This is a genomic window from Streptomyces sp. GbtcB6 (assembly GCF_019091475.1).
GTDB classification, from domain to species: domain Bacteria; phylum Actinomycetota; class Actinomycetes; order Streptomycetales; family Streptomycetaceae; genus Streptomyces; species Streptomyces hyaluromycini.
The window spans coordinates 70426-97079 of the sequence record NZ_JAGXJL010000033.1 but is presented as its reverse complement, the minus strand read 5'-3'; the positions used below and the strand labels follow the sequence as shown (position 1 = coordinate 97079).

Sequence of the window (26654 nt, the reverse complement as noted above, 5' to 3'; positions counted from 1 at the left end):
CGAGACGGCCGTTCCAGTCGACGGCCGGTGCAACGATGTTCGGACTCACGGCCGGACCGGCGGCTCCCCCGTGAGCCGGGTAGTCGGCTCGTTGAACAGTTGGCGACATGGCTCAACGCCCTTTCAGAGATTGCAAGTTGAGCTAGGCCGACATGCGGGCGTCGGTGTCGAACAGCTCGCGTTCGGCCGGGTGCAGGATGTGCTGGGTGATGAAGCTCCGGCCCGCGACCTTCCACAGGCCCCGGCCCTTGGTCAGGGCGGACACCGCCTGGGTCTCGACGCCGGTCAGGCCGAGCAGCGAGGCGGCGGCAGCGAGCTGGTCGGGCTCCTGGCGGTAGATGATGCGGGTGGAGCAGTCGGCCAGGAGGCCCTCGGCCAGTACCCGGCCGCGTGAGCCTGCGTCGCCTGCGCTGAGCAGGTCGCTGAGGCGGTGGATGACCATGAGATTGGCGATGCCGAGCCCGCGGGAGAGCTTCCACTGCGACTGCATGCGTTCGAGCAGGCCGACGTGCCTCATGACGCGCCACGCCTCGTCGTAGATCACCCAGCGCCGACCGCCGTCCGGGTCGGCGAGTGCGCTCTCCATCCACGCCGAAGCGCAGGTCATGGCCAAGACCAAGGCTGTGTCGTCGCCGGATCCGCCGAGGCGGGAGAGATCGATGGACAGCATCGGGGTCCTAGGGTCGAAGGCCACCGTCGAGGGGGCGTCGAACATGCCGCTCAGGTCGCCGTGGACCAGACGGCGTAGGGCATGCGCGAGGTCCTGCGCGGCGGGCCCCATGTGTCCGGCCTGGTCGCCGAGGGCTCGGTCGAGGCGCTCGGGCGAGCCGAGGGTGTGCGCGATCTCGCCGAGCAGCGGCACCATGCCGTCGGCGTCGGCCTCGGCGACGACCAGGTCGAGAGCGAGGTCCAGGGCCGTGTGTTCCATCGGCAGCAGATCGCGCTTCAGCACGGTGCGCGCCAGGCCCGCCAGGAGCAGGAGGCGGCGCTTTCGAACTTCGGCCGACCAGTCGCCCTCGCTCACCGAGGCGGGTCGGGCCGGAGCATCCAGGGGGTTCAGCCTGCCCGGGAGTCCCGGGCCCAGCGCGATGCTGTAACCGCCGAGGGCCTGCGCGACGGCCGTCCACTCTCCCTTGGGATCGCAGGGAACATAGACCCGGTAGCCGTGGGCAATCGCTCGGGTGGCTATCGACTTGGCCAGCGCGGACTTGCCCATGCCGATGATCCCGGCCAGGACGGCGTTCGGATTCGTGAAGCCTTCGACGCGCCCGCTGCTGTAAAGCGAGAACGGGTCGTAGCAGAACGCTGCTTCGGCGTGTACGTCCCTTCCGATGAAGATCCCTTCGGCGCCCAGGCCGCCCTCCGCGAGAAAGGGGTAGGCACCGCTGACGGTGGCCGTGGTCATGCGGTGGGCGGGCAGACTGAGCTTGCCGCCGCGCGCCGAGAAGGAGCCGGGACGTCCGGACGGCGTGTAGGTGGGCCGCAGCTGCGGGTCGAGGATTTCTGCGGCGCGGTGTTTCGGCGGGGCTCCGGCGAGGCGGGCCTGGCGGCGGGCCTCGGCGATACCGGCGCGGGCGGCTCGCTGCTCGGAGCGTGGGGCCTTGCGGGGGACGAACAGGGGGGAGGCGCTGGCGCGGGTGCGGGGCATGAGCGTTTCTCCAGATGGAAGGCAGCGTCAGCGGCGGACGAGGCCGGTGAATGGCGCGTGCAGGTCGGCCGGGGTGGTGCGGCGGCGCACCAGGTGCGCGGTGCGCTGGTGGCGCTGGCAGATGGTCAGCTCGGGTGCCCCCTCGGGCAGCCCGGCCTGGCACGCCTCGCGTTCGGGTACCTCGCCGGAGCCGGTCCGGGGGGCCGCGTGGTAGGCGGCGTGGACGTGGTCGGCGGCCTGCCAGATCCGGGTGCGGGCGGCGCGGATCTGGTCGCCCACGGTGGGGACGAGCTGTCCGGTGCGGGCGGCATGTGAGTCGAGGAGGCCGTGCAGCGAGACGAGGTGGGAGTGCAGGGCGTCCAGCTCGGCGCGGGTGGTGACGAGGGGGCCGGCCGGAATGTTGAGCGCACGGTGGAAGTCGAGCGCTGCGGTGGCGAAGGGCACGAAGTCCTGCGCGGTCGGGCTGGCGGTGCGGGACATGGAGGTGCTCTTTCGGAAGGGAGGAAGGTCGGCATCAGACGGCGAGGGCGAGCGGCATGGCGGCGGCGGTGAACGCTTCTGCCTGCTGCCAGGTGAGCGGCCTGAGGTCGAGCTGGGCGCCGACGGCCGCGGTCTCCACGACCGCGCAGGCGGAACGGAGTTCCTCCTCGGAGTCGGCCGAGACGGTCAGGAGGCCGGTCAGGGCGACATCCGCGTGGCCCGCGATGAGCTGGCGCTCACGGGACTTGATGTCCTGGTACTCGACCGAGTCCGCTTCGGAGTCGACCTGGCCGCGCCGGGCTCGCTCGGCGGCATCGGCGATCACGCTGGCCTTCTTGCGCTGGACGTCGCGCAGAGCGGCGTCCAGTCCCTTCGGCTCGTACGACAGCGACAGCGTGCGCCGGATCCCGGCGGTGAACAGGAGCTGGTGCAAAAAGCCCGCCGACGTCTCGGTCCTGGGCCAGTTCTCCACCCAGTACGTGCAGTGGACGGCCGAGTCGGTCGCGATGTGATCCGACTTCTCGACGACCACGACAGGGCCGGCAGCGGCGGGCTTAGCCTCAGGACGTCCGGCGGTGGACCAGCGGTCCAGCGCGGCAAGGGCCTTGGGGTCGTACGCCGTGCGCACGACGGCCGCGATCTCGTGGGCGGTGAGCCAGCCGGTGGGGTTGAGCCCGGCGGTCCGCGCGGCCTGATCGAAGGTCGAGGTCAGCTGTGCCAGGACGCTGAAGGACCCGGTCAGGCCGCCTCCGGCCTGGTTGATCAGACGTCGCGCGGTCTTGGTGTCCAGCGACACCGCGACGTACGCCTCGTGTGGTGCGGCCGCCGGGCCGGCGCTCTGGATCAGCTCGCTGTAGATCGCGCCGGCCACGGGGGCACTGGGCCGGCCGTGCTCCTCCCAGTACCGGCGCAGCGCGTCGCCGGAGTCCGGGACGGTGCGCTCGATCACCTGGATACGGGCGACCTGGCCGGTGCGGGCGAGCGCGGCCAGCGCCCGTCCCCAGCCGTTGACGTTGGCATTCTGGGTGCCCGGGTCGAGCAGCGCGTAGGCGCGGGAAGAGACCTTGACGACGGCGGTCAGCGTGCCGGTGTGGGGGTTGTGGGCCGCACTGTACCGGCCGTCGGGGGCGGTGACCACACGCAGGCTGGCTGCGGTACCGGGCAGGTGGAGAAGTCCTTCACGCACCGGGCGGCGGGAGGGCCGGGCGAGCCAGATCAGTTGGCCCCGCATCCGGCGCAGAACGTACCGGGTGACGATCGGAGCCCAGTCGGCCAGGGCACGGCCTCGATAGCGGACGAAGACGAGCAGGGCGATGGCGGCCCAGAGCGGGATAAGTTCGAGTGCGCCGACGACGCCGTGGGTGACGACCACGGCGAGCAGGAGAAGGCCGGTGAGACTTACGACGATCAGCTGCGGGGCAGTCAGGCCGAGCAGGATGCCGCGCCTGCTGCGGTGGGGAAACTTCACGGTGGCCGTGGTGGCTTCGGCCTGAGGCTTGTCGGACATGGTGGTTCCAGACGGTGGGAGCGGGCGGAGGGCGAGGCACGCGGCGTTCTTCGGGAGGGCATGACGGAGCTCCGTTTCCGGTGATCGGTGGTGGTGCGGGGGCGGGTTGTGGGAGCAGCCCGCCCCCGGTTTTGGTTGGTCAGGGTCCCGAAGGCGGCTGGTTGGGGTAGACCCAGCTCGTCGGTGTCGGGGAACCGGCTGCCGACGGACCCGTGGAGGACGGCGCCGGTGCCGCAGCGCCGCTCGTACCCCCGGGCGCAGGGCCGACGGGAGGCACGGCACCAGCGAGGGTCATGCTGCCGCCCGGAGCCGACGCGCCAGTGAACTGAGCACCCGGGGCGTCTGCTTCGGAACTTCCCGATTCCCCCTCGCTGGGCCGGGTGATGAGCGGCGGGATACCGGGGCGCTGGATCAGGGCTCGACCCTTGTCGCCGGAGGCGTTCGGGTCCTCGCCGTACCGGAAGCGGGTCTGCGGTTTGGGCGGCCCCGCGTCGATGCCCTCCTTGCTGAGGTTGCCGCCGGACGGGTTGATGCCGGAGGCGACACCGTCGGTTCCCGCGCCGGAGACCTGGCTCGGACCCTGCGGTGCGGGTGTGCCGGTGCCGACCTGCATCGCCAGGCTGCCCGCGGTTTTCGCGGCCCCTGCGGCGACCGCCATTCCGGCAACGCCGGTGCGATGCAAATCGTCGTGGCCGCCGCCGTCGCTGGCCCAGTGGACGAACTTGTAGGTGGCGTACGGGCAGAGCAGGACCAGCACCATCACGACGATGCCGGCCATCGCGTCGGACAGCGCGGCCATGCCGTCGTGGGAATCGGACTTGCCCATCGCCGAGACACCGATGAGGAAGACGACCGTCATCAGGAGTTTCGAGACGACCAGCGTGGCGGTGGCCTCGATCCAGCCGCGCCGCCATCGCTTGGCGACCTCCCAGCCACCGCCGGATCCCGCGAAGACGGCGAGGGCAACCATGATCAGGACGCCGACCTTACGGGCGACCATCACCCCCCAGTACATGAACGCGCCGATCGCGCAGCCCAGGGCGACCAGGGCTGGGACGGCCCAGCCGAGGCCGTACATCGCCCCCAGCTCGTTGACCTGGACTACGCGGCGGATCGCATCGTCGACTGAGCTGTTGGCTGCTTGGAAGAGGCTGGCGGACAGGGCGTCGACCACCGTGATGGCGACGGAGGTGAAGGCGACGGCACAGAAACTGAACAGAACGCCGGTCATGGTGCCGATCGCGGCTTGAGCAAGCGCTCGTTCGTCCCGTCGCCAGGCCGCGGACATCAACTGGATGCAGAACGTCCCCACGGTCAGCGCGAGCCCGATGGGCAGCAGCAGCTCGTAGTTGTCCCGGAACCAACCTGCATGGAGATCGATGGCGGTGGTCTCGTCGACGGCCTTCGCAGCGAGATCCGCAGCGCTGGCGGCCAGTTCGCCCGCCGACTTCGCGATCCAGGCTCCGATGCCGTCCGTGACGGTCCCGGCGGGGTTGGTCGCGAAGTCAACGGCGCCGCACACCGTGTCCATCAGCGGAAAGTCGCAGACTCCCATAGCGATACCTCCCTTCTGGTTTCGGGGTCAGGGCGCGACGGACGGCATGACACCGGCCAGGGCGCAGGGACGGGAAGGACGGCACTGGACCGCGAGGGTGGTCACACGGTTCTCCGCACCACCGGCATGCGAGCCCTTCCAGGCGATCGACTGCTTGCCGGAGATGGTCACGGCATAGACGTACGCCTGCGTGATCGTTCCGGGATTCGCCTGGAGAGCCTGGGCGAACGAGTCCGGGAAATGCCCCTCGTTCACGGTGGCGGTGGCGAACTGGCCGTTGGCGGCCATTTCCCTCCACAGCACGGGCGAGGGAACGACCGCGTCGACCGAAGCAGGGTCGGCGTACTTGGTCTCGGTGGTCAGCCACCCGTGCAGGGCGGCCAGCAGCTTGCGCTGGGAGTACGCGCGGGTGTCGTAGGACCACAGCGCCGCTGCGGCTGCCTTCCCGAACACGACCGGATCGTGGGTGTTCGGCGGGACCGGGAGGGCGTGAGCGCGTGCGCTCGGCGAGGGCGACCCGGACGGCGAAGCGGCCGAGGAAGTGAGGGAAGCCGAACTCGCATGCTGCGCAGCAAGCTTGGAAGGTTCCCCGCCATCGCGGGTGAGGTAGGCGGCCAGGCCGGCGAGGACGACGAGCACCGGCAGAACGACGGTGCCGAGCAGTGCCCGGCGGCGCATGCGAGATGCTCCGCCGGGGTTCGAGGAGCGGGAAGACATCAGTGAACCTGCGTCCCCAGCGTGCTGAAGAACGCAACCACACCGTTGGCAGCGCCCAAGAGCAGGGCGGCACCCGCGCTGACCAGGACCCCCTTCTTGCCGTTGGCCTCGGCCTGGTGGCCGCCGGAGTGGTGGCCCCAGGCCCACACGCCCGCGCTGACGGCGAGCGCGCCGACCGCGGCGATGATGCCGAAGAGGTTGATGGAGCCCATCACCTGCTTGAGGACAGCAAGGCCCGGCAACCCGCCCTCGTTTGGCTTGATCCCGGGGTCGTAGGCAAGTTGGACGACCTTGTCGGTGAGATACATTTCGAACTCCAGTTCGGTTCATTGGGCGCCAAAGCCCGAGAGGCCGGAGCGGCGGTGCGAGAAGAAGGCGGAGACGCTGGTCAGACGACTCGGCGGGCCGCGAGAATCTGCGATTTCCAGGACGCGAGGCTCGCGATGCGGACCACGTCACCGGTGTGCGGGGCGTTGATGATCAGGCCCTGGCCGATGAACATGCCGACGTGTTCCGGGACTTTGGCTGTCCCTTCCGTGAAGACGAGGTCACCCGGCTGGAGAGCATCGGCCGAAACTGCCTTGCCCTCCTTGACCTGCGTGTACGTCGTCCGTGCCAGGGCGACCCCGGCGGCCTTGTACGACTGCTGCATCAAGGAGGAGCAGTCGCAGCGGCCCATGGGGTCGGGCCCGTGGGAGTCGGTGCAGCTTCCACCCCACTGGTACGGAGTGTCGAGCTGGCCGAGCGCCCAGCGGATCGCCGTCTGGACCTTCGGCGGAGCGTCAGCCGGAATCTTGTATCCGGCCGGCACCGCACCGGGAGCGATGGTTCCGAAATCCGTTCCGTCCCCACCGCTCGTACAACCGCCCGCGGTACTGGTCGCAGCGCCGCCGGTGCCCGCCGAGCCGGACGCCGAAGAGCTCGGTGACGCACCGCCGGACTTCGACAGCAGAGGCCCGATGGCCTGCTGCAAAGCGGTGGCCAAGGGCTCCCACTTGGCGTAAGCCTCGGGAAAGCCGGACTTCTGCACTGCTTGGGCGGCCTGGGTGACAGACAGGGACTGCCAGCCCGAGACCTTCTCCAACGCCTCGTAGAACATTGTTGAGGCGTGCACCGGGTCGAGGATCTCGTTCGCGGTGCCCCAGCCCTGTGACGGACGCTGCTGGAAAAGACCCAGCGAATCACGGTCGCCGTAGGTCAAATTCCGCAGGCCGCTCTCCTGCAGGGCTGTCGCCAGGGCCACGATCTGCCCCCGGGCCGGGATGTTCATCGCGACGCCGGTGGCCTGGATCGTCTTGGCGTTGGGTATCTGCTCGGCCGGATCGTCCAGCCCTGGAACGGAGACCGTCCCCTTGGTGCCGCCGTCCAGGATGGCCTTCACCTGAGTGGCAACGGCTGCGCTGTCCACAGCCTTTGCACCGTCGGTCGAGCAGGAGGCCGAAGCAGTCCCGGCACCGACGGCGAGGATCGGAACGGCCAGCAGCAGCGGACCGGATGCAAAGAGACCGACGACGGCGCCGGCGGTCTTCTTCAACGCCGCCGCCGTTCACCGAGTCGATAGTGCCGGCCGGACAACGCTGTTGGGCCGGGGCGCGGGGGTATCAGGGCGTGCTGCATCGCAGCGGCTCCTCGTGGTGCGTAGGAGGCGCGGTGCCGACTTCTCGTGCAAAGCCGTCGGCACCGCGCCGATGTGAATTCGTCTCTCAGGGAGGGCCCGTGTCAGAGGAGTTGGTAGCTCCCGGACGCCGGTCTCGGGTCATGCGCGGCAGCCGGCCGCGCTCGTAATCTCAGGCGGTACACCGGGTCTCCTCACGGCTTCGAGAACGGGGGGCAACAGGCCATCCGTGTTGCTCTTTCGGACGAGACAACATGAATAAGCACAGGTCACTGGGGGTGGATCGGGGCTCCGTCCCCGTGGCATGGCGAGACAGTAAACCCGGATTCCGGCCGCACCAAACGGCTCCCGGACCCAGGCCCGGAGCACCGCACGGTTCGTTAGGCCCGGCCGGAAATCGCGGTTAACCTCCGGCGCAACCCCGCTCGAAGCGACCGTTGTTGAGTGCCGTCCGGAGCGGGTCCAGTCCCGCCGTGCCCTGAAAGAGGCCCCGCACATGAGTTACACGCTGCACCGAGGCGACGCCCTCACCGTGCTGAAGTCCCTCCCGGACGAGAGCGTCAACGCGGTCATCACCGACCCGCCGTACAACTCCGGCGGACGTACCAGCTCGGACCGCACCGGTCGCACCGCGCGAGCCAAGTACGTCACCAGCAACAGTGCGCACGACCTGCAGAACTTCCCCGGAGAGAACCGCGACCAGCGCTCGTACCGCAGTTGGCTGACCGATTTGCTCACCGAGGCGTACCGGACCTCCACCGAGCATGCGGTCGCCCTCATCTTCACCGACTGGCGCCAGGAACCGACCACTACCGACGCTCTGCAGATGGCGGGCTGGACCTGGAGCGGCACCATCCCGTGGATCAAGCCCGCCAGCCGGCCTCGCAAGGGCGGCTTCAAGCAGTCGGCCGAGTTCATCACCTGGGGCGTCAAGGGCAGCCTGGCCAAGGACCGGGACCTGTACCTGCCCGGCCACTTCATCGCCTCCCAGCCGCGCAAGGACCGGGTGCACATCACCCAGAAGCCGGTCGAGATCATGCAGCAGCTTGTGCAGATCTGCCCCGAGGACGGCACCGTCCTCGACCCGTTCACCGGCAGCGGCTCCACGGGCGTCGCGGCCCTGCGCGAAGGCCGGCGGTTCGTAGGCGTCGAGCTGTCGTCGCACTACGCCGACGTCGCCGAACAGCGACTCCAGGCGGAGCTGACCCAGGCCGACTTCGTCCTGGCCGGACCGGAGGAGTGATCATGAGAGCAGAGAGCCCAGGGCCAATGGACGGCAGACACCAAAGGGCGGCCGGCGCATCGAGTAACCGATGCGCCGGCCGCCCTTTCGTTTGCGTCAGGCCGCCTCGAACGCTCGCCGGATCAGCGGCGCCGCTTTCTCCAGGTCAGCTGCCGAGGCAAGGCGTACCTCCAGGTCGCCGGTCCCGAGATGCCCGATGCCGCGCATGTCCCGGGTGAAGCCCTCCTCCAGCGTGACGGTGTCCGGGTCGAGTCTGAGGTAGGCCAGGATCGCCTCGTGTTTCGGGCGGAAGATCACCGACGCCACGTTCACCAGCCGCCGGTAGGCGATGTAGTGCCGAAGGGGCGCCACTTCTACTTCGCCCCACGCCGTGAGAGCGTCGTCCAGCTCCGCGTACAGGTCCCGCAGGCAGTCCGGGACGAGGCTGGGCCCCGCCGACGAGGGAACCACCGGAGCCGCCGGTATGCTGTCGGCCGCTGCGTCCCGCTCTCGGTTCCGCCGAGACGAAGCGGCGCTCGGCGAACCGGGCGAGGAGTCGACGAGCAGCAGGCTCAGCAGGTCGCCCTCGAAAACGCGATAGCGCACCAAGTCGATTCGCTCGGGCAGCCGTTGCACGGCCACGCGATCGTGATGGGAGAAACTGGCCGCGATGCAGACCATCCGCGGTCGACGCCAGTCGATGGACTCGGCGGCCTCCGGTCCCAACACCTTCCGGACGAGCGCCTCGACCTCGTGGTGCGCCGACTCCAGCCAGGACAGGTAGGAGACGGCCTGCGACAGTACGCCGCTGTCGGAGCCTTTTTTGTATTCGATCACCACCGGGCTGCCGTTCTCGTCCAGCCCCAGGGTGTCGATCCGGCCCCGGTGCCACGGACCGGTCGGGTACTCCGACGCCAGGAACCGAATGCCGAGCATCTGCTCCAGGCCGGCCTCGACCCGCCGCTGCAGCTCCACCTCCAGCGCCACCGTCGAACCCCGCATCTCGATGTCCCGGCCATCGGCATCCAGCCGGAACAGCTTCAGGTCGGTCACCAGTGTCGCCCTCCCACGATCATCACGGCAGGAGCAATCGAAAGCGACGTACGGGTATTCCGGGTCCCGGGCGTCAAGCAGTTCGGGACTATCCCGGCGGGTGCGGGGAGCAGACGAAGACTTCGGGTTCTGACCCCGCCCACCTGGGCATCTCAATGGCCGTTGACAAGCAGGCCAGCTCGGCGACCTTGGCGCCGCCCTTGGTGGGAACATCCCCGCGGGTGCGGGGAGCAGGTCTGGATGGTGCCGGTCAGGGACACCGCGCCGGGAACATCCCCGCGGGTGCGGGGAGCAGTCGACGCGCGGCAGCCGGACGAGCGAGCACGGGGGAACATCCCCGCGGGTGTGGGGAGCAGACCGATCCGAGCGTCGCCACCGCGTTCTGCGGAGGAACATCCCCGCGGGTGCGGGGAGCAGTTAACACAGGTCACTCCAGAGTTCGAACACGCGGGAACATCCCCGCGGGTGCGGGGAGCAGGCGCCCTTACGGCCCAAGGTGGCCGTCGTCTTGGGAACATCCCCGCGGGTGCGGGGAGCAGAAAGTGTCGGGCCGGCAGCCGCTGATCTGGCAGGGAACATCCCCGCGGGTGCGGGGAGCAGAGGCTCGTGTCCGTCGTGTGGTGCGATTGTCGGGGAACATCCCCGCGGGTGCGGGGAGCAGAAGACGATCCAGAAGCCGGCAGCGTTCGCGCTGGGAACATCCCCGCGGGTGCGGGGAGCAGGGAGTCTGGTCTCCCCGGACCACGCGCCACAGGGGAACATCCCCGCGGGTGCGGGGAGCAGACGTCGAGGGTGTGCGGGAGGAGCGCGCCGAGGGGAACATCCCCGCAGGTGTGGGGAGCAGAGGCTGAGGATGGCCCGGCCGGTCGTGGTGGTCGGAACATCCCCGCGGGTGCGGGGAGAAGGAGCGCATCGAGGAGGGCTGGCCGATCCGGCTGGGAACATCCCCGCGGGTGCGGGGAGCAGTTTGAACCGTCACGCTCGGGCTTTCGCCCCACGGGAACATCCTCGCGGTGCGGGGAGTAGGCGATGGTGTTCCACACTTTGCGGATGCCGTTGGGAACATCCTCGCGGGTGCGGGGAGCAGGGTCACCGCGAGTTCGTCAGATGCCACTCGACGGGAACATCCCCGCGGGTGCGGGGAACAGGTCCGGCTCGACCGGGTCTTCGGCGGTCCAGAGGGAGCATCCCCGCGGGTGCGGGGAGCAGTCGGTGACGACGGACGTGTTGCCGTTCAGGACGGGAACATCCCCGCGGGTGCGGGGAGCAGACGGTGGAGCCTTCCGGCACGCTGCCGGGGTCGGGAACATCCCCGCGGGTGCGGGGAGCAGGAAATGACGGCCCCGGCAACCGGAGCCACCTGGGGAACATCCCCGCGGGTGCGGGGAGCAGCCCAGGTTCCAGTCCGGGCGGTGCCACGGGGAGGAAACATCCCCGCGGGTGCGGGGAGCAGAACGGCGCCCACCCATCATCGATCAACGGCCAGGGAACATCCCCGCGGGTGCGGGGAGCAGTCGCCAGCGGCCTGGTGGGCGATGGCCATGGCGGGAACATCCCCGTGGGTGCGGGGAGCAGCGGACGCTGCTGAACGGGTCGGACCGCAAGCACGGAACATCCCCGCGGGTGCGGGGAGCAGAACCGCTACAACGCCACCACCCCCGTCTACACGGGAACATCCCCGCGGGTGCGGGGAGCAGTTGATGGTGCCGGCCTGGTCGGAGGCGTACTGGGGAACATCCCCGCGGGTGCGGGGAGCAGGAATACGACCTGTGCGACGAGCACGGCAGCAAGGGAGCATCCCTGCGGGTGCGGGGAGCAGAACCCGACCGCCACATTCCTCCCCGAGATCCGGGGAACATCCCCGCGGGTGCGGGGAGCAGCGGACGGCCCGCCGCGAGGTGGGTGGCCCCGAGGGAACATCCCCGCGGTCGCGGGGAGCAGAGCCCGAGCCGACTTCCACGCGTTCCACCGCCGGGAACATCCCTGTCGCCGTGCTTTGAACCGTGACCCCCTATCGGTCGACGAACAGGCACACCGCCGGGTGGGAACATCCCCGCGGGTGCGGGGAACAGTCGGTCGTGTCCAGCCCGGCGCAAAGCTCTTCGGGAACATCCCCGCGGGTGCAGGGAGCAGGGTGGGCGGCAGCCGGAACAGGTCGAGGACCTGGAAACATCCCAGCGGGTGCGGGGAACAGGCGACGGTCTTCCGGATGTGGGGCCAGAGTTGGGGACCATCCTCGCGGGCGCGCGGAGCAGGGGACCGGCGGGTCGGCCGTGCCGCCGCCGATGGGACCATCCCTGCGGGTGCGGGGAGCAGCAAGGATTCGAACCTCGATCTCCGGATCCGTAGGGACCATCCCAGGGGTGGGGCGAGGTAGCAGAGCTCGATGCGGTACAAGGGGCCTTTGGCTAGGGGACGACCCGGGTGCACGGGTGCACGGGTGCAGACCGTGGCCTGCGAAGGGATCACTACGCATCGCTCCGTCCCGCACAGGCACTTATCGGGTCAGCAGCAGTCCGCAGCCGTACGCCCGTGCATGCCCGATGCCCTGGGTCATGGCGTCGGCCAAGGCGGCAGGATCGGTGACCGTGAGCGTGCCCCGGATTTCCGCGCGGACTATGCGCAGGCCCTTGTGGGGGCCGGGGCTTGTGACGGTCGGCAGCATCCGGACGGCCAGGGACTCCTCTTCGGCGGTAGCGCCGATGCGGGTGAGGCCGTCGGGGGCTTGGCGTGGTTCGCCGGGGGGCTGGAGGCGGCGTACGAACCAGTTCTTCACGTGGTCGGGGCGCGTGTGAGCGGTTCGTCGGCCGCGAGGGCGGTCCGGAGCTGGCGGCCCGGACAGACGGTTGTATGTGGGGTTGACGACTGTCCGGAAGGCCAGGGAGTCGCCGATGCGGAGGGTGCGGTCGACAGTGATTACGTGTGGTTTGTCGGTGAGTGCGCCGCGGGGCATGCCCGCCCAGTCCCCCGGGACTCGGGACTGCACGACCAGGACGAGGGCGCCAGCCTTCAGGTCGACGGACCAGGTGGACAGCACCCCCATCTGAGCGCGGGCATCGGGGTCACCGTCCACGACCCAGCCGCGGAAGCCACTCATGACGGTGCGGTGCATGTCCTGGGCGTCGACGAGGGACTTGGCGGTGTACGGGTGCCGGGCGTCCATGGTCAGAACGCTGTGTGTGGCAACGAAACGGGCGGCGGAGGGGGGCTTGGTCACGGGATGACGTCCCATTCGGTGGCGTTCTCGGCGATGGTGACCCGGGTCCGTGTCTCCCACCGCGTGGTGTGTGCGCGACGGTCCGCGTCGAAGGTGACGGGCTGGTCCTGTACGGGAGCTGCCGCTGGGGTGCCCGGTGCCGTTTCGACCCATGCCCAGGGTCGGGGTGACGGCCGTGGCCCGACGCTCTGCGAGGGCAGTAGTGCAGTGGACTTGAAGGCGTCTTCGATGGTCCCGCCGCTCACGGGTCCGGCCAGCGTTCCGGAGGGTGGGCACGACTTGCGGCCCAGCCACAGCAGGCGTTTCGGGCTCTCCAGCGCTGCGGCGACCCTTGCGAGGAAGGTTTGGTCCGGGTGCTGCAGCGCGGCCACGAACGCGGCGTCGGCCAGGTACCAGCGTTCGGTGACGAGCGCGCCCCGAGAGAGCTGCTTGGAGACCAGGGCGCCCGAGTCGGGCTCGGTGACGACGTATTTCGGCGCTCCGTACCAGTCGGCGAGTTCGTGGTGACCGAACGCCGTACCGTCGGTGTTCGCCATGTCCGCGGCCAGCGCCGCCGCCAGGCGGTGGTCGGTGATGATGTCACGCGGGCGGACTGGGTATCTGCCGGCTCCGACGATGTGGTAGTCGCGCACCGGGGTGCCCGGGTGGTCGGCGCGGACGCCGAAGCGGGCTGCGACGAGATCGTTGTCGAGCTCCTCGGCCCGGTCGTGCCCGAGGGCGGCGGCGCACAGGCCGATCACCGCGGACTTTGTCGGTCGGCTGTGGGTGTCACGTCGGGAGAACCGGGAGACCGTTCCCCAGGACTGCAGCGGGCCGGCGAGCCTGATGAGCAGGACGTGTTGGGTCACGCCGTGAGCTCCTCGACGGACTCCACGTCCTTGACGCTCAGCTCTTGGAGGACGGCGTGGACGGCGGGTTCGTAGGTGAGGACGCGGCCTGCCGTGATGTCGTTGCGCCGTCGGCAGACGAAGTCGTGGTGGACGAGAAGTCGGCGTACGGCGAGTTCTCCGGCGGGGCCCCCGTCGGCGGCCTCGTCGATGGGCCTTTGGAATGCGGCGGCGTAGTTGAACGGGCGGTCTCCGTCGAAGGCGAGGACGAGGGCGGGCAACACTCCGGTCGAGGCGGTCGAGTTCTTCTTGGCTTCCGGGAAGGCGTTGACGAAGGAGCTGACGAACTCCGCCTCGGCAGCGACGGCGGCGGACTCGGAGTCCGCTTCGGACATGCCCGCTGCGCGCAGGTTCTGGCGCAGTTTGCGACGGTCGAGGACGGCGTGGCGGTAGAAGGTGCCGGAGATGAGGGCCTGGTAGCCGGTCATGCCGGCTCCGGAATTGTCGGCCGCGTCGAGGAAGTCGAGGGCGTTGCTCTTGCGGGCGAGCTTGGCGTCGTCGGCGGCGGCGTAGAAGTCGTCCGTGTGCTCGGCCTCGTGGACGGTGAAGGCGTGGCTGCTCTGGATCGCCCCGTCGACGTTCGGCGAGTCCGGGATCTCGGCGAGGAAGCGGCCGTAGAGCGCGATGTCGATCGCGTCGCGGGGTGCCAGCGCGGTGAGAACTGCGTTCCGGCTCGTCTTCGGCAGCGCGGGAAGCTTGGCATCGGCGGTATCGGCGGAGTCCGCATCGTTCGTGCTCGCGTCCTCCTCCTGGGGGCTGTTCTTGCGCCGCCCCTTCAGCTTCTTTGCGGCCGCCGAGGCGGCTGCCGCCTCGGACAGCGCGATGTACTGCTCTGCCCACGAGCCGATCGTCGCCTGTTCGGTGTTGATGTGGTCGGCGATACGCTCGCCCGCGTCCGCCGGCGCGAAGAGCAGCACCTTGGTCAGGTTGGCGACCGTAGGCTTCGCCGGGTCGCCGAATTTGAGGCCGATGGCCTGCAGAACCGCGCGCGCCGTCGACAGGGCCTGCTCCTTGGGCCAGCCGTGCCGGGTTTCCAAGGCGCGAGCGGTCACCAGCGCCCATTCACGGGTGCGGACGCCCATGGTGTGTCCGGCAAGCGGCCCCTTCTGGGCATTCGCCCGATCGCGCGAGTACACCCGCTCGGCGCGGCGGCGCGCCTGACTGGTGATCATGTGGCGCTCCACGCCGCCATAAACGATGGTCTTCGGGGCGCCGTTCTCGTCCCGGACGGGGAGCACAGCGGCGAGCGTCTCCAGCAGGTGGAGGGAGAGGAACTGGTACCCGGTCAGGGCAACGTGGGTGCTCACGTCAGCGTGTCCTTCGTTGTGGTCGTCGTGGAGGTCCTGTTGTTCCTGGCGTCTGTTCTCGGCGGCGCGTGGAAGTCGACGGCCCAGTGGTAACGAACGCGGGCCTGACGGTCGGTCCAGCGGGCGAGGTCGTCCGCGAGCTGTGACCAGGAGGGCGGCGGCCGGTCGCACGAGCGCAGCCGAGCGATGGCGTGCTGAAGGTGTCTCAGGGGAGGCCGGCGGCTGGCGACGATGCGGTCCATCAGCCGACTGGCGCCGGCGTCGTCGGGGCCACGTCCAACGCTGGTGCCGATCCGGCGGGCGGCGGACCCGAGGCTCCCGTAGCCTCTGGACGGCTCGACGGCTCCCCGGTGGTAGACGGCGAACAGGAAGGCCACCTGCTCGAACACCTCGCGACGTCCCGGGTCGAACCAACCCGCTTCGATGTGGGCGTTCTGACTGATGGTTGGTCGTCGCAGTTCGGCAAGTTTGCCGTAGTCGCGGCTGTTTACCAGGCCGAGGAGCCACTGCGCGAGCAGTTCGCTGCGCGTGGGCCCACGCCTTTCGGTCTCTTCAGCGGCTACGTTCCGCTTTCCAGCGCCCGGTGCGTCGGCGATCACTTTCGGTCCGCCTTCAGTTCGTCAGGGGCCTTGGGCCCGGTGAGGTCGCTCTCAAGGCGGTGGACCGCCTGTGCCTGTGCCTGGTAGCCGCGTGAGTTGGCGGGCAGCGAGTCGAGCCGGTTGCGCAGGAAATGCCCCGCGGCTTCCGCGAGCACGGCCGCGTACTCGACGAGGGCCGCGTCGACCTGGTCCTCGTTCTCGGCTGCTGTCGTGTCGTCCAGCAGCATGTGGAACGGCTCCGCGGTGTGGGCCCAGTGCTCCGGCCGCGCGTCGAACCGGGCGATCTGGTCGTCCTTGTCGGCCGGTTTCGGATTGGGGTACGTCACGGTCCAGGCGACGTACGCAGCCCTGGACAGGGCGGAGGCCACGTACTCGGCGATGAGGGAACCCCGCTCGGCCGCGTACCGCAGGTCACGCTCCCGGCCCGGCACGAAGGGGAACGTGTCCGACACCCAGGTGACGACCGTGGTCTGTTTGGCGATCAGTCCGACGGTCCAGAGGGTGAGCCGACGGCCGCTGAGCCTGGCGAGGCGGTCGTAGAGGTCGGGTCCGTGGTCCCGGTCCGCGACAGCGGCGTACAGGGCATGCGCCTCGCGCCACAGAGCCCGGGAGGCCGAGGGCCGCAGCGGCTTCGCCGTACCGTCCGCCGCTGTCGTGTATACCGCGTCCTGCAGGTGATGAGCGGCCAGCGGTTCGAGGAGCTCACCGGCCGCCACCAGGACACGGTCGACGGCGGGCTGCCCGTCCTCAGTGACGGTCGGCCGCATGAGGATCGAGCGCCCGAGAACGGTATGCAGGTCCGCCGGCCCGTCCACCCGCCGCCCCGATGGCTTGGTCTGAAATCCCCGGCGGGGCTGGGGAGCCACCGTCCAGGTGCGGTTGAAGCGGCCGGAGGCTCCATCGCCCGGCACAAGGTTGAGCCGCAGCGTGTCACCGAGCGTCTTGCCCACCGCGAAAACGCGAATGCGTGCACCGAGACGTCCAGCGGCCAGGTTGGTGATCGTAGGGCCCAGGGTGTCCTTGCCGGAGATCCGGGCACGGCCGCCGGGACCGTAGACGTGCTGAGTGAGCATCGCCCGGAAGGCGACATCGGCGGGCAGCGGAGCCGGGTGTTCGAGGTGGTGATGGTCAAAGAACAGGTTGTAGTCCCCGGCGTGCTCGATCACCAGCTGGGCGGGACCTGCGCCGTGCTCGTCGAGGTAGGGAGCGAGCAGGGCGTTCTGCCCCAGTGGCTCCGCGGGGTGGAAGAGGTTCCAGTGCTCGTCGGGGCGGCTGTCCAGCCAGTCGGCGGCATCGGTCAGCGGGCTGTTGCCGTGCACCTGGTCCAGCCACTCCTCGACCGTCGCTGGGCAGGTTCCGGAGGCGTAGCAGACCGCGAGGAGGTACTCCAGTAGTGCGACGGTCTCACCTGGGGTCGTTCCCGAGATGCCGAGCAACTCGTCTGCGTGCCGCAGAGCATCGACCAGGGTGACCGAGGTACTTTGCCCGGTGGTTGTCAGTGCGGGGACGCATGCTTGTCGTCGCGGGTCCCAGCGGGGACGTAACTCCTCCGCCGGAGACGGATGTAATTCGGACAATGGCATCTGATCCCTACTTCAGTCTCCACAGTTGTCTGATGAGATGCGGCAGGACCGTAGCACGGGGGATGAGGCCAATATGAGCGAACCAGCAGATCTCGACCGCACTGCGTACCAATGGTGTTGGGGGACGATCGATCTCTCCGACCGACTCGCATGGAATCCGCTCGTCGCTGAAATGGTCACCGCTGGTTCCGTCATGCTCGAGCTGTGGGCGCAGGCGTTGAGCCCACGGCAACGGGCGGATCTCGCGGCCGGTTTCGCGGCCGAGGACGAGCAAAGTGCCCGTGTGGCGGCCGCTTTTCTGGCAGGGGTGAGCCGACTCGGCCGCGTCAGCCCGACGTGCATGGTTTCGTTCGGTGCGGAGCAGCAGCCCTCCCTCGCACTCGACCAGGCGCGCACGGCATGGCGGGAGCAGGCACTGCGGGCGGGGCTTCCGCTGCCGTCCGTTGGGGCCCGGGTTCGTCACGCGGATCCAGAGCACATCACGGCGGCGGTGCTGCCGCGGCTGACCGGTTGCGACTGCGCGGGGTATGTCGACGGTGAGCGGTGCCGCGATCAGGACCACCACGGCCTCTACGTGGCCGCCTACGCACTCAACCGGCACGGCGCCGACGTCCTGCACGCCGACACGGTCGCCAAGGCCTATCGGGCGACCGGCGGCCCAGCCTGGGATGCGGTCCGGGCCGCGTTGGTGAACGCCGTCGCCCACCACGTGGGCATCGACGCACGGAGTCTTCCGCACCTGATTCGGCCATCGGATCCCCTGCGTCTGACGGCCTTCGGCCGCCTGGTCTCCCAGAGCAGCAGCCTTGCCCGCAGGGACGCGCTTCACGGCTTCGCGTCGCCTCATGACACCCGGGAGGCGATGTCCGACCGAGCGCGGCTGCACGCCCGGGAAGCGGTCTCACGGATGCGTGTGACCGGGTGACAGCCGCGATCCCCGCTCTGCGGGGCTGATGCCTCTTCAGTCGCCACAAGGGCCATCTCCGCGGTGCGGAGCAGAACAATCCGCCCGGTGGCGGCGAGCCGATCGTAGTGGGCCTGGCAGCGGGTGACCAGCGGCGTCCGGCCTGCCCTGCTGGCTACTCCCGGGACTGTGCCGGACGAAGCGTCACTGCGGCGATCCCGGCTGAGCCGCCGAAAGTGATCAAGGGCTGCTGAGCGGCCGGGATGCGGTGGAGCGGCGGGACACCGAGGGACGTCAAGGACGTGGCGGTGACCAGTCGCAGAACCTCTTCTCCTGTGTGGGAGTCCCACAGCCGCATGGTCGTGTCCTTGAGGCCGGTGCTCACGATCAGGGGGCGGGAACCGGGCGGCCGGACGATGTCGAGGGCGGATACGGGGCCCTCGTGCCGGGTCGGCAGCGTGAACGGCTTTTGCTCCGGAGCATCCGGAGCCCACAGGCGTACGCGGCCGTCGACTCCCCCGGCTGCCAGGAGCCACTCGTCCTCTTCGTCCCCGGGACAGATGGCCAGAGACTCCACGGGGCCGATATGTCCCGGCCAAGCGTCGTGCGGTGGGTGAAACGGGCGACACAGCAGTACGCCCTGATCGGAGGCGACAGCGAGAACACCGCCCGACGGCAGGGGCAGGTACGCCAGCGCGCGGACAGGTCGGCCGATGTCCCCGCCGCCATGGAGCCACCCCAGCACCTCGCCGGTCGCCGGGTCGCAGTACGCGACCGCCCCGCGGCTCGTCCCTACGGCCAGGACGGTTCGTGCACCGTCGGCGAAGGCGGTGAACGCGGTCGCATGGTCCTCTTCCGAGGTCCAGGCCTTCATCAACTGCCAGTCGCCACTCCAGCAGCCGACTGTCTTGTCCGGCAGCCCGACGAAGACCATGGCGGAACCGTCCGCCGCCGTGTGCGTGGCGAGGGCCGTCACCGGGCCATCAACCCCTGTCTGGGGAAAGGCGATCGAGGCCGTGACCTCGCCCGAATCGGCTGACCTCACGACGAGGTTCCGGTCGGGGCCAACCGAGACCAGCTCGGCAGGACTGGAGCTCCCTGCCAACACCGCGAACAGCGTTCCATCGACAGACCGGGAGGACGACACCGTACGGCGGGTCCACACTTCGGGATTCCAGACACGGACGGTCCGGTCGAGCGAGCCGGAGACAAGCACGGAGACCCCGCCGAGGCCGCGCACAACAGCGAGCCCCGTTACGGCACTTGTGTGGTCGATGGGAAACCGGCAGACCTCCTCGCCGGTTTCGGGATCCCACAGCTGTACGGCACCGTCGTCGGCGCCAAGCGCGAGCAGGGTGTCCGCGTCCGGCTGATGGTATGGCGTCAGCACGCCCGCGGACTGCCTGATCGTGCAGTGCCGGCGTTCAGTACCTGTCAGGGCGTCCCAGAATCTGACCGTTTTCGAGGCCCGCGAGGCCACGGCCAGCATGGGACTGCCGTTCCGCGTGTTGAGCAAGGCAAGCGCGGAGATTCGCTCTTCCGGGACCGGCACAGTGCACACCGGGTCGAGGGATGCGCCGTCGAGGATGTCGACGGTATCCGCTCTGGGAACGGCCAGGAGTGCGCGGTCGCCGGGCAGGCTCAAGGCGGCGAGTACATTCACCGGACCCGCTGGGGTGTCGGCGTCCGCCGCGCCGCCGGCGAGAACGGTCCCGGTGCGCGGATCGCACAGGACAAGACCGTCGGACGTAGCGATGGCCAGCCGAACCATCCCCTCCTGGTCACTGAAGGACACCATGTCGTGAACGGACGCGGTGACAGGCAGTGGTGCGTGCTGGCCGCTCAGCGGATCGCACGTCCACGCGCCGCTGTCGCAGCCGACGGCCAACAGGGGGTCTCCCTGCGGACGGGGCACGACAGCCAGCGTCCGCGCGAAGGGGCCGTGCCCCGGGATCGGTGGGCCGACCGGAGTCACGGTGGACGGATCCCACACCCGTACGGTGCCGTCGGCGACGCCCACGGCGATCAGCGAGGTCCCGTCCCGCAGGGTGAAGGACACGAGGGAGCAGACGTCCGCGTCTTCTCGCGCCAAGACGTTGCCCGGCACCGTGAGGTCCTTCCACCTAGGCACGAGATGCCCGACGGCCGGGCTGCCCGTGCCGCGGGTGCTCGAAGGAGCGACAGTCTCCGACTCCCACAGGGCGAAGCGCAGGCTTTCCGCACGCGCGAGGGGCGGCGCGTCGGCGAGGAAGGGTTCGATCCGGGTCCACGCGGACAGGCGCGTCGTGTCCTCGGCGTGCTCCGAGAGAAGTCCGAGAGCCCCCCGTACGTTCCCGCTTGTCTCGTAGGGCAGGAACTTCTCTTTGATGACCCGGTCGTTCAGCACACCTCCGGCTGCTGCGTGCTGGATCAGATGGCGGCGCAGGTATGGGTGCGGCGGCACGTCGTCCGTCTTCTGCAGGTCACCGAAGGCGTCGGCCAGTTGCCGATGGGCCTCCCTCACGCCCGCCGACGCCTCAGATGCGCTCGGTGTCGCTTCGGCGCCGAGAAGCAGTTGCGAGTTCTCCCTCAGCACCTCGCTGATGCGCTCGTGAATCGGCCGGTAGACGTACCTGTCGTCCTCCACTCCGGTCGCCAGGTAACCGTTGAGCCGGCTCTCCCGTACGCCCCGGATCACCGTGTCGGGAGCAGTGATGTCACCTCCTGCCAGTGCCGCCACCGCGCACGGCCACACTTCGGCCCACGGAAGGCCGGCGCCCTGCGCAAGTGCCGTGGCCCGCAGGACGTGCACGACATGCCCGGCCGCCAGACCTGTATTGCGCCGTATCGCGGCAATGTCCTGGCGCAGAAGCTCTTGCGTCCCCTGCCGCAAGGTGCGCCGCCACTCCGGATCGTCCGGATCAGGCAGCCGCCCCCGCGTATGAAGCGCCTCGATGGCAAGGCGGGTGTCGAGGAACGAGGGTGCCACCACCTCGGCCAGCGCGGCAGCGACCTCGTCCAGCCTGCGAGGATCCGGACGTTCTGAGGAGTCGGAACCATCGAACAGGGTCCTGAGCAGCGTGCGCGCGTACGCTTCGAGGTCCTCTGCGGTGCCGGTGTCTGTCCGCAGGGGCTCGTCCGCGTCTGTGGAACGGACCAGCAGGTCGAGCAGATCCGATGCCCGGTCCTGTGACGGACGGAGTTGACCGACTGTGCCTGCCTGCGCACTGCGGATGCCCAGAAGCATCCGGACGGCGGGCTGTCCGTCGTCCATCCACTGGTCGGCCAGCCGACGGATGAGGTTGGTGACGATCCAACGGGGGTGCCGCGCCTCGTCGATGCCGTCGATGACGATCGTCAGAGGCCGGCCCTCCTGGCGGACGGTGGCCAGCACGTGGTCCAGAAGCTGATCGAGTGGAGTGATCGCCCTGCCGCCGGCGAGCGGCTTGTCCGTAAGCGCGGTGTACAGTGCCACGGCCAACTCATCAACGTCCGCGTTCCGGGCGAGCACCGCAGCATCGACGACTCCCTCCGGCACGAGGAGATCGGGCGGTATGGCCTCGATGAGAGACCGGTACCTCTCGTCGGACCGGAACGTCGGGGCGCTGAGTGTGACGACCCGAGCGAGCAGTGCCGACTTGCCCGAGCCTGCTTCCCCCGTGACGACGAGCGTGCCGCACCCTTCCTCAAGGAACTCGCTCATGCGCCGTACGTGACTGGTCCGGCCGGTGAAGTACCAGCCAAGGGCATCGTGAGAAGGTCGCCCGGAGGCTCGGGAAAGCCAGTACGAGTCGAGGTCAGGCTGAGGCTCGTAGCCGGGGTTAGGGAGGCAGGGACTGGGCTGCTCGTGGTCCTTGCGCCCCGGAAGCGAATGTCTCGGCCAGAGAAACTGAACTTCGGGCGCGACTCCCGCCTCGTACAAGCCCGTCATCGCCGTGAAGAGTTCCCCAAAGCTCAGGTGAGAACGTGCGAACCCTGACTCGCGAGCCTTGAAGTGGGTGACAACGGCGTCGAGAAAGCGCGTGAACTGTTCCGGATGTGGGGTCCCTGTCTCGTTCGCAGACGAGATAACAACGAGGGAGTTCAGATGCCGCCGTGTTTCGTTCAGTGCTTGGATGCGCCTCAGCAACTCGCTGTCCAGGACACCGGAGAAGCAAGAATCAACCATGACCAGGACATGGTCGGCATCGGAATCCAGCACCCTCGTGATCAGGTCGGCGGTCGGAAACGCCGTCGCCGGAAGACGGTGCTCGCGAGACTTCGGCAGGAGCAGGAAATGCTCGCCCGACGGCCGGCCGACTCCGTGGCCGGTGATGTAGATGACAAGAGCCTCGTTGTGGGCAGCGTTCTCCGGCCTCCTCTCATCCAGGAATGTGCGGAGATCGTAGACATCGTGAAGTTGCTCCGGCGCAGCAACGGTGAACCTGCGCTCCATGCCGAGATCCTCATTGGCCCACCACCCCCTCGCGGCCGTGACCTGTGCGTCGATGCCCTTCTTGAAGGCAACGTCTCTGGAGGCGTCGCCGGTGTCGTACTCCGAGACAGCAATCTCAATCAGCGTTCGTTGCTTCGTCTTCGGAGCCGTGCTCTGGTTCACCGGCAGTTGTCCGCAATCACGCGCGCGACCGGACTGGCTCGCAGATAGCGGAGCGCGCTGTGCGGGTCGCCGATGCCGTTGTTGACTTCCGCATCGGTGACCTCCGGCGAGAGAGTGCTGAGCCCCGTGCCTCCGGTGATGAAGTCCCCGGGGTCGAAGACATTGACCCACGCGATGCCGCCGGGCAACTTCAAAGGCTCTCCGTCGGCGATATTCAGCCCACGCCGCACCGAGGGGATGGTCAACGGGGATCCACACGTCACTAGCGTGCGCACGGCAGCCGTTCGGTCCGGTGCGATCTCGCCCCGGCGGAGCAAGTCGTAAGCAATCACGCTTCCCAGTGAATGCCCGATGACCACGGAGGTACTCGCACCGAAGGCCTCCGCAACCAAGGCCCGAACCCGAGCGGCGAGGTCGGGCTGGTACAGATAGAACCGCACCTCACGCATCGCGCTCACAAGGAGCTTGCCCCCGCCTCCGGGAAAGCGCAGATCGTACGCCATCACCAGTCGCGTCAGACGCGGAGGCCAAAGCTGCGGCAGACCGAGCGTCTGCAGCTCCAACTGCTGGATACGGTCCAGGTCTTCCTGACGGACGACTTCCTCGAGCGCCGCGGCTACGAAGTCGGCTTCCCCCTCGCTCAAGGGCACCGCGGCATCGAAGCGATCCTCCTCTGGACCGAGATGGTTCGCTCCGCGCGCCAACAGCCCCGTCCAGTGGGGCAGTTCCAGCACGTCGCCAGGCAGGTTCGGCAAATCCAGCTCGCCAAGACCACCATTGAGCGCCCCGGACCAGTCGTCCGTCAGCTGTGCTTTCGACGTCATGGACTGCCGAATGCCGTGTACCCCAACAATGCGCGTCACGTTCCTACTTCCCCCGCCAACATGCCGTTCAGTGCAGGTAACGAGACTAGTGCGACTGCGCGTTCTGACGGGCTGGTTCCGGCCTCTTGGCCACCGACCGCTCCACGGCTCCTCCTGCGCTGTCATGCAGCATTCGGATGAATTGTTAGCGTGTATCTGCAGCGCCTGAGACGATACTGTCGGTAAGTACCGAGGTGTGCCTCCGGCACTCGCAGGGATGATCCCGTGCAAGGCGACCTCAAAGACGAGACGTATGGCTGCTCCCCGCCCGGGGGGATGGTCCCGTGGCGCACCACGCCTGGTAGTCGGACCACTCCTGCTCCCCGCGCCCCGCGGGGATGGTCCCGGGACACGGTCCGTCCGGGCGATGATCGTGCCCTGCTCCCCGCGCCCGCGGGGATGGTCCCCAGGTCGAGTGGCTGATCGACGAAGAGCTCGTCTGCTCCCGCGCCCGCGGGGATGATCCCGGCAAGTCCTTTGTCCTGCTCGACATGGCTCGCTGCTCCCCGCGCCCGCGGGGATGGTCCCGCCAGGTAGATGATGTTCTTGCCCGGCATGCACTGCTCCCTGCATCCGCGGGGATGATCCCAACGGATCGACCGGCGACGGCGGCGAGCACTGCTGCTCCCCGCACTCGCGGGTATGGCCCCGGCAACCAGCCGCTCAATCGGGCGCACTATGCCTGCTCCCGGCACCCGCGGGATGGTCCCTACTCGGCTGCAGGCAACATCTGGGCTGGTGACTGCTCCCCGTGCCCGCGGGGATGTTCCCGCGGGCAAGGACCTCAAGGGCGCAGGTCTGGTCTGCTCCCCGCGCCCTCTCGACAACGGGTGAAACGATTACCCGTTGTCGGCACCGGACAACATGATCGCTCACGGTCTCGTAGTGCGTAGGTCTCGGGTGCGAATCCCGAAGGTGGCAGCGAAAATCCGAGATTAGCGCCACCTTGCCCGAAAACCGGGATCGTGACCATCCCCGCGGGTGCGGGGAGCAGACGGACTGGGCGCTGTACCGCGTGCGGCGCCTGGGAACATTCCCGCGGATGCGGGGAGTGGCGCCACGGGCGTCTGTCTGATGGGGGAAGGCGGCCGAGTGGCTGTGTGACCTGCAACTTCGCTGCGACAGTGTTGCTGTTTAGTTGCTGAAACTTTCGGTGCTTGTTGTTGGCGGACAGCTGGAACTCGATTGGCGTGCCAGGAAGTCCTGCCCGGCCTTCTGAGCCAGGCTGCTGAAGATGGTCAGCATGTGACGGGGGCAGTCTGCCAGTTGGCCTTCCGCTTGATTGAAGGCGAACTGGGTTGGGCGGGCAGCGGCCAGAGCGGCGCAGGACCTTCATGACGCGTTGGGGAGGGACCTTGTGATCGTCACTACATTGTTTGCCCGGCTTGGCCAAACGATGTTCGCTGAGGAATCTAGGGCCTCCTGCTGTACGAACGAGGTGGAGGAAGTCCATGTCAATCCGGCCCCATGACGGTGGCGACGAGCCCATAGTGGGACGGTTCCATGTAGGCGGACACAAGGATGGAAGGCCAGTGGCCGCATCGTCCTGGCGCGTGACAACACGGGTGCCGTCTGTCGCGGGTGCCCTTGTCGCCCACTATCCGGGTGCTTCTGCGGTCGGAGAGACAATTAGCGGAGCCGTCACCGAGGTGCTCACTGGTTGTGATGTTGTTCCTGTCGTTCTCGCTGGTCAGGGGGCGGTGATGTTCCGTATGTCGCAACAGGGGGCTGGGGAGATCTTCCACATTTGTGACGGGTATCGGTTTCTCGACCCGATGCCGGAGTCTGGTGATTTGTGTGGGTGCCCCTCGACACTGAAGGAACGCAAGGCTGAAGCCCTAGCTGGCCGTGGGCCGGTGCCCATGACTCAGATTCGGTTCCGGCTGGGAGACTTGCCTGATATTGGGATGTTCACCCTGGACTCCTCGTCGTGGGCGCTTGCTGAGTCGGGGCCACGTTTTGTGCGCATGCTCAGCATGGAGAGTGGGCCGGTGCAGTGCCTGCTTCGCTACGACATGGTGGAGTTCACGACGCAGTCGGGCCTGGACGTCAGTTACCGGAGGCCAGCATTGGAACTGGCGGGTATCAGTTTCGGTGTCGGCGGAGGCTTCGAGCTTGCGGCATGAGCCGCGTCGTGGGTGAAGCTCAGTTGTTGATGGGGTTGCCCGGATCTGGCTGTGTCTGCAGTTCCGTGTTCCGGCTTGATCGTCAAGATCTGAACGGGGGTACGGGCCAGGGATGTCCGTCTAGTGAGCTGTGTGCCGGCCGTCCGGCCATCACGTAGTCGTGATACTCGTCCTGGACCAGGCCGGCGTTGACCCACCTTCCGCGTACTGCTCCGGTGAGGTCTTCGGCGGCTGTGAGGGCGGCGAGCGGGTCGTCGCGTGTCGCGACAAGCCGCGCGGATTCCTCTTCCTCGTCGTCGGGGGCGAGGGGAGGGAACTCGACCAGGTCGGCGAAGGTCTCGTGACCGACGTCTTGCAGGGTGTGTAGGAGGATCTCGTAGCGGGTCTTGGCCGGTCGGACCTCGGCGTAGCGGATGCCGGGACGCTGGGGTGGGCCAGCCGGACCGAGGAACTGCTCGACCGGTCGGCCCCGTCTCAGGGCCCCAAGGGCGAAGGGCTCTGCCAGATAACGCATGTGAGAAGCGTAGAGGGCCGCCGGGGATCGTCGGCGTGACGCCCCGTCGCTGGGTGAGAATGCGGGTGCGGAGGAGTTCGCCCGGTTCACGCGGCCCTTGGCCATACCCGTACTCCGCTGAAGAGCGAGTCCAGCGGTGACGGCGCGGGGGTCCTGGCGGAGGAAGCCGGCGAAGCCCTTCATCGGTTTTGGTTTGGGTACGTCCTGCTCGGCCTGGCGGAGTCACTCCTGCAGAGGGTATCCACGCTGGTGACGGACGAGATCGGCACACGCTTGGGCGA

General features: G+C 68.6%; 19 protein-coding genes and 1 CRISPR repeat array. Of the genes, 3 read left to right on the top strand and 16 right to left on the bottom strand.

The window, feature by feature from the left end; translation table 11 throughout:
* Nucleotides 1-142 precede the first annotated feature (142 nt).
* The 7 genes from KVT45_RS39010 to KVT45_RS38980 form a co-directional block, all read right to left on the bottom strand.
* On the bottom strand, nucleotides 143-1648 hold the full coding sequence (locus KVT45_RS39010; protein ID WP_217554044.1) for an ATP-binding protein: 1506 nt from the start codon (nucleotides 1646-1648) through the stop codon (nucleotides 143-145).
* A gap of 27 nt (nucleotides 1649-1675) precedes the next feature.
* Complete coding sequence (locus KVT45_RS39005) at nucleotides 1676-2128, bottom strand: DUF6238 family protein (protein WP_217554043.1); 453 nt, start codon at nucleotides 2126-2128, stop codon at nucleotides 1676-1678.
* A gap of 34 nt (nucleotides 2129-2162) precedes the next feature.
* On the bottom strand, nucleotides 2163-3635 hold the full coding sequence (locus KVT45_RS39000; protein ID WP_217554042.1) for an SCO6880 family protein: 1473 nt from the start codon (nucleotides 3633-3635) through the stop codon (nucleotides 2163-2165).
* 139 nt (nucleotides 3636-3774) lie between these two features.
* Nucleotides 3775-5190: an ATP-binding protein gene (locus tag KVT45_RS38995; protein WP_217554041.1), complete on the bottom strand. Its 1416-nt coding sequence runs from the start codon at nucleotides 5188-5190 to the stop codon at nucleotides 3775-3777.
* Between the two features lie 27 nt (nucleotides 5191-5217).
* Entirely contained in the window at nucleotides 5218-5907 is a 690-nt protein-coding gene (locus tag KVT45_RS38990) for a hypothetical protein (protein ID WP_217554040.1), read from the bottom strand.
* Nucleotides 5907-6215 carry a DUF6112 family protein gene (locus tag KVT45_RS38985; protein WP_217554039.1) on the bottom strand — a complete coding sequence of 103 codons (309 nt, stop codon included), beginning with the start codon at nucleotides 6213-6215 and terminating at the stop codon, nucleotides 5907-5909. Before KVT45_RS38985 ends, KVT45_RS38990 begins: the two co-directional genes overlap by 1 nt.
* A gap of 80 nt (nucleotides 6216-6295) precedes the next feature.
* A complete protein-coding gene (locus KVT45_RS38980) occupies nucleotides 6296-7441 on the bottom strand; it encodes a C40 family peptidase (protein WP_217554038.1) in 1146 nt (381 codons plus the stop codon).
* Between the two features lie 577 nt (nucleotides 7442-8018).
* On the opposite strand from KVT45_RS38980, the gene KVT45_RS38975 reads away from it, so the two are divergent.
* Nucleotides 8019-8765 (top strand): site-specific DNA-methyltransferase, encoded by a 747-nt coding sequence (locus KVT45_RS38975; RefSeq protein WP_217554037.1) that lies wholly within the window; start codon nucleotides 8019-8021, stop codon nucleotides 8763-8765.
* A 96-nt stretch (nucleotides 8766-8861) separates the two neighbouring features.
* Here the strand turns inward: KVT45_RS38975 and KVT45_RS38970 are convergent, their stop codons facing one another.
* From KVT45_RS38970 to KVT45_RS38945, 6 genes are all read right to left on the bottom strand, one after another.
* On the bottom strand, nucleotides 8862-9797 hold the full coding sequence (locus KVT45_RS38970) for a DUF5655 domain-containing protein (RefSeq protein WP_217554036.1): 936 nt from the start codon (nucleotides 9795-9797) through the stop codon (nucleotides 8862-8864).
* A gap of 205 nt (nucleotides 9798-10002) precedes the next feature.
* Nucleotides 10003-11738: direct repeats of the CRISPR family, unit length 29 nt; unit sequence GGGAACATCCCCGCGGGTGCGGGGAGCAG.
* A 556-nt stretch (nucleotides 11739-12294) separates the two neighbouring features.
* The gene (locus tag KVT45_RS38965; protein ID WP_254647993.1) at nucleotides 12295-12960 is read right to left on the bottom strand and encodes a type I-E CRISPR-associated protein Cas6/Cse3/CasE; all 666 of its coding nucleotides are present in this window, start codon (nucleotides 12958-12960) and stop codon (nucleotides 12295-12297) included.
* 50 nt (nucleotides 12961-13010) lie between these two features.
* Entirely contained in the window at nucleotides 13011-13862 is an 852-nt protein-coding gene (cas5e, locus tag KVT45_RS38960) for a type I-E CRISPR-associated protein Cas5/CasD (protein ID WP_217554034.1), read from the bottom strand.
* Entirely contained in the window at nucleotides 13859-15208 is a 1350-nt protein-coding gene (locus tag KVT45_RS38955) for a type I-E CRISPR-associated protein Cas7/Cse4/CasC (RefSeq protein ID WP_217554033.1), read from the bottom strand. Before KVT45_RS38955 ends, cas5e begins: the two co-directional genes overlap by 4 nt.
* A complete protein-coding gene (gene casB / locus KVT45_RS38950; RefSeq protein WP_217554032.1) occupies nucleotides 15205-15807 on the bottom strand; it encodes a type I-E CRISPR-associated protein Cse2/CasB in 603 nt (200 codons plus the stop codon). Before casB ends, KVT45_RS38955 begins: the two co-directional genes overlap by 4 nt.
* Nucleotides 15804-17390, bottom strand: coding sequence for a type I-E CRISPR-associated protein Cse1/CasA (locus KVT45_RS38945; protein ID WP_217554031.1), 1587 nt, complete (start codon nucleotides 17388-17390; stop codon nucleotides 15804-15806). The genes casB and KVT45_RS38945 overlap by 4 nt, the downstream gene beginning before the upstream one ends.
* Before the next feature lie 73 nt (nucleotides 17391-17463).
* Here KVT45_RS38945 and KVT45_RS38940 point away from each other — a divergent pair, with 73 nt between their 5' ends.
* On the top strand, nucleotides 17464-18315 hold the full coding sequence (locus tag KVT45_RS38940) for an HD domain-containing protein (RefSeq protein ID WP_217554030.1): 852 nt from the start codon (nucleotides 17464-17466) through the stop codon (nucleotides 18313-18315).
* A gap of 154 nt (nucleotides 18316-18469) precedes the next feature.
* Here KVT45_RS38940 and KVT45_RS38935 read toward each other — a convergent pair whose 3' ends face one another.
* Together KVT45_RS38935 and KVT45_RS38930 are read right to left on the bottom strand one after the other, a co-directional pair.
* Nucleotides 18470-22870 (bottom strand): AAA family ATPase, encoded by a 4401-nt coding sequence (locus tag KVT45_RS38935; protein ID WP_217554029.1) that lies wholly within the window; start codon nucleotides 22868-22870, stop codon nucleotides 18470-18472.
* Nucleotides 22867-23733: a GPI inositol-deacylase gene (locus KVT45_RS38930; RefSeq protein ID WP_217554028.1), complete on the bottom strand. Its 867-nt coding sequence runs from the start codon at nucleotides 23731-23733 to the stop codon at nucleotides 22867-22869. Before KVT45_RS38930 ends, KVT45_RS38935 begins: the two co-directional genes overlap by 4 nt.
* 1553 nt (nucleotides 23734-25286) lie before the next feature.
* On the opposite strand from KVT45_RS38930, the gene KVT45_RS38925 reads away from it, so the two are divergent.
* On the top strand, nucleotides 25287-25859 hold the full coding sequence (locus tag KVT45_RS38925; RefSeq protein ID WP_217554026.1) for a hypothetical protein: 573 nt from the start codon (nucleotides 25287-25289) through the stop codon (nucleotides 25857-25859).
* Nucleotides 25860-25941: 82 nt separating this feature from the next.
* Here KVT45_RS38925 and KVT45_RS38920 read toward each other — a convergent pair whose 3' ends face one another.
* Nucleotides 25942-26373 (bottom strand): hypothetical protein, encoded by a 432-nt coding sequence (locus tag KVT45_RS38920; protein ID WP_217554024.1) that lies wholly within the window; start codon nucleotides 26371-26373, stop codon nucleotides 25942-25944.
* Between the last annotated feature and the right edge of the window lie 281 nt (nucleotides 26374-26654).

Bases quoted from the DNA above. Each gene is read 5' to 3' on its own strand.
- KVT45_RS39010 (WP_217554044.1), bottom strand. From the start codon at position 1,648: ATGCCCCGCACCCGCGCCAGCGCCTCCCCCCTGTTCGTCCCCCGCAAG.
- KVT45_RS39005 (WP_217554043.1), bottom strand. From the start codon at position 2,128: ATGTCCCGCACCGCCAGCCCGACCGCGCAGGACTTCGTGCCCTTCGCC.
- KVT45_RS39000 (WP_217554042.1), bottom strand. From the start codon at position 3,635: ATGTCCGACAAGCCTCAGGCCGAAGCCACCACGGCCACCGTGAAGTTT.
- KVT45_RS38995 (WP_217554041.1), bottom strand. From the start codon at position 5,190: ATGGGAGTCTGCGACTTTCCGCTGATGGACACGGTGTGCGGCGCCGTT.
- KVT45_RS38990 (WP_217554040.1), bottom strand. From the start codon at position 5,907: ATGTCTTCCCGCTCCTCGAACCCCGGCGGAGCATCTCGCATGCGCCGC.
- KVT45_RS38985 (WP_217554039.1), bottom strand. From the start codon at position 6,215: ATGTATCTCACCGACAAGGTCGTCCAACTTGCCTACGACCCCGGGATC.
- KVT45_RS38975 (WP_217554037.1), top strand. From the start codon at position 8,019: ATGAGTTACACGCTGCACCGAGGCGACGCCCTCACCGTGCTGAAGTCC.
- KVT45_RS38965 (WP_254647993.1), bottom strand. From the start codon at position 12,960: ATGGACGCCCGGCACCCGTACACCGCCAAGTCCCTCGTCGACGCCCAG.
- KVT45_RS38945 (WP_217554031.1), bottom strand. From the start codon at position 17,390: ATGCCATTGTCCGAATTACATCCGTCTCCGGCGGAGGAGTTACGTCCC.
- KVT45_RS38940 (WP_217554030.1), top strand. From the start codon at position 17,464: ATGAGCGAACCAGCAGATCTCGACCGCACTGCGTACCAATGGTGTTGG.
- KVT45_RS38920 (WP_217554024.1), bottom strand. From the start codon at position 26,373: ATGCGTTATCTGGCAGAGCCCTTCGCCCTTGGGGCCCTGAGACGGGGC.